Source organism: Alcanivorax sp. HI0044 (genome assembly GCF_001634945.1).
Window position 1 is genome coordinate 1 of the sequence record NZ_LWEZ01000555.1, and the last position, 1,453, is coordinate 1,453.

1 protein-coding gene and 1 pseudogene are annotated in these 1,453 nt (G+C 58.7%); both read right to left on the reverse strand.

Going from position 1 to position 1,453, the window contains the following annotated elements; genetic code table 11:
- Positions 1-250 precede the first annotated feature (250 nt).
- Positions 251-841, reverse strand: a complete 591-nt coding sequence (locus A3730_RS06580) for a YqiA/YcfP family alpha/beta fold hydrolase (protein ID WP_063519678.1) — start codon at positions 839-841, stop codon at positions 251-253.
- Between the two features lie 198 nt (positions 842-1,039).
- Positions 1,040-1,453 (reverse strand): annotated as a pseudogene (locus A3730_RS31205) (phosphodiesterase); the annotation flags it as partial.

Here is a 1,453-nt window from a genome sequence, read left to right on the forward strand (position 1 = left end):
CCTTGATCGACTTGGCATGGCCGGCCAGTGCTTCATCCACCGAGTTATCGATGACTTCCTGGGCAAGATGGTTGGGGCGGGAGGTATCGGTGTACATGCCCGGGCGCTTACGCACCGGGTCCAGGCCCGACAACACTTCAATATTTTCGGACGTATAGTTATTGGCCATAGATTTTCCAGAAGCACCAGACGCAGGACGCCAGATGCCGGGCGCATGATGTATCACACGGCCGGCATCTGGCCTCGGGCATCAGGCGTGTATTTCAATCCCACAAAACCGCAGCATCAGCGGTATGAAGGCGTCAAAGTTATCAAAGCCGTGGCTGCCACCCAAGCCACAATAGCGGTGACAGTCACCGTAATAGTCCCAGCCGTCTTCCCAGTTAAGGGTTTCGTCACCGGTTTGGGTCAGCAACAGCAGGTTTTCCGGCTGGGTGATCTCTGCCACTTCGTAGTGCCGTAACTGCTCCAGCCAGACCGGATCGAACTGGTAGGCCTCGCCGGTATGGTAGTTATGCTGGATACCTGTGTATTTGTCCAGTAGTCGCCACGGTCTGACCGCAGGATTTACGATTGCGGCCTTCAGATCGTGGTGTTCCGCCAGCCAGGTGGCATAAAAACCGCCCAGCGACGAGCCCAGCAGCGCCACCGGCCCGGCGCCGGCAATGGCCGCATCCAGCTCCGCCATGGCCAGCCGGGGCGACGGCGGCAACGCCGGCACGATCAGCCGCTCCGGGCAACCGGCCTGCTCGAACACCGAGCGCAGCAACCCCGCCTTGTGGGACGCAGGCGAGCTGTTGAAGCCGTGGATATACATCAGGGACATTTGCGGGGCAGTCATGATCACTCCTCGTTACTACGCTGTTCAGGAGTTTGACGCGATGGGGAGGAGTTGCAAGTTGAAAGTTTAAAGTTGAAAAGCGCGTGCAATCGCTCGACCGTGCCCGCGATTCTGCCCCTCTGGCAACGCGGAGAAAGGGCCTGCCAATGTCACGGCTACCTGTCTTCGCGTTTCAACTTTAAACTTTCAACTCGACACTCAATAACCTTTGACCGTGAAATCCACCTCGAAGGTGATGCCTTCCACCCGGCTCACCCCTGTGTCGATCTGGCCATCCGGGTGCAAATCCAGCCAACGGTAGCCGGGATTGGCATCGTCCACGGCAAAGTCTTCGCTCTTGGGCTTGAACTGCACACAGGTGCTGGGTACCGCCATCATCCGCACCCCGTTGCGGTGCGCGTCATACTCCTGGTGCACATGCCCCCAGATAATGGCGCGCATCCGCTCATGGCGGTCGATGACCTGGAAAAACTGGTCGGCACTGCCCACCACCTGGGTGTCCAGCCAGGTGCACTCCATCGGGACCGGGTGATGGTGCAGACATACCATCAGGTGCTCACCGATGGCATCCCGCAAGGCGGTGTCGAGAAATTTCAGGTCTTCGTCGAATAG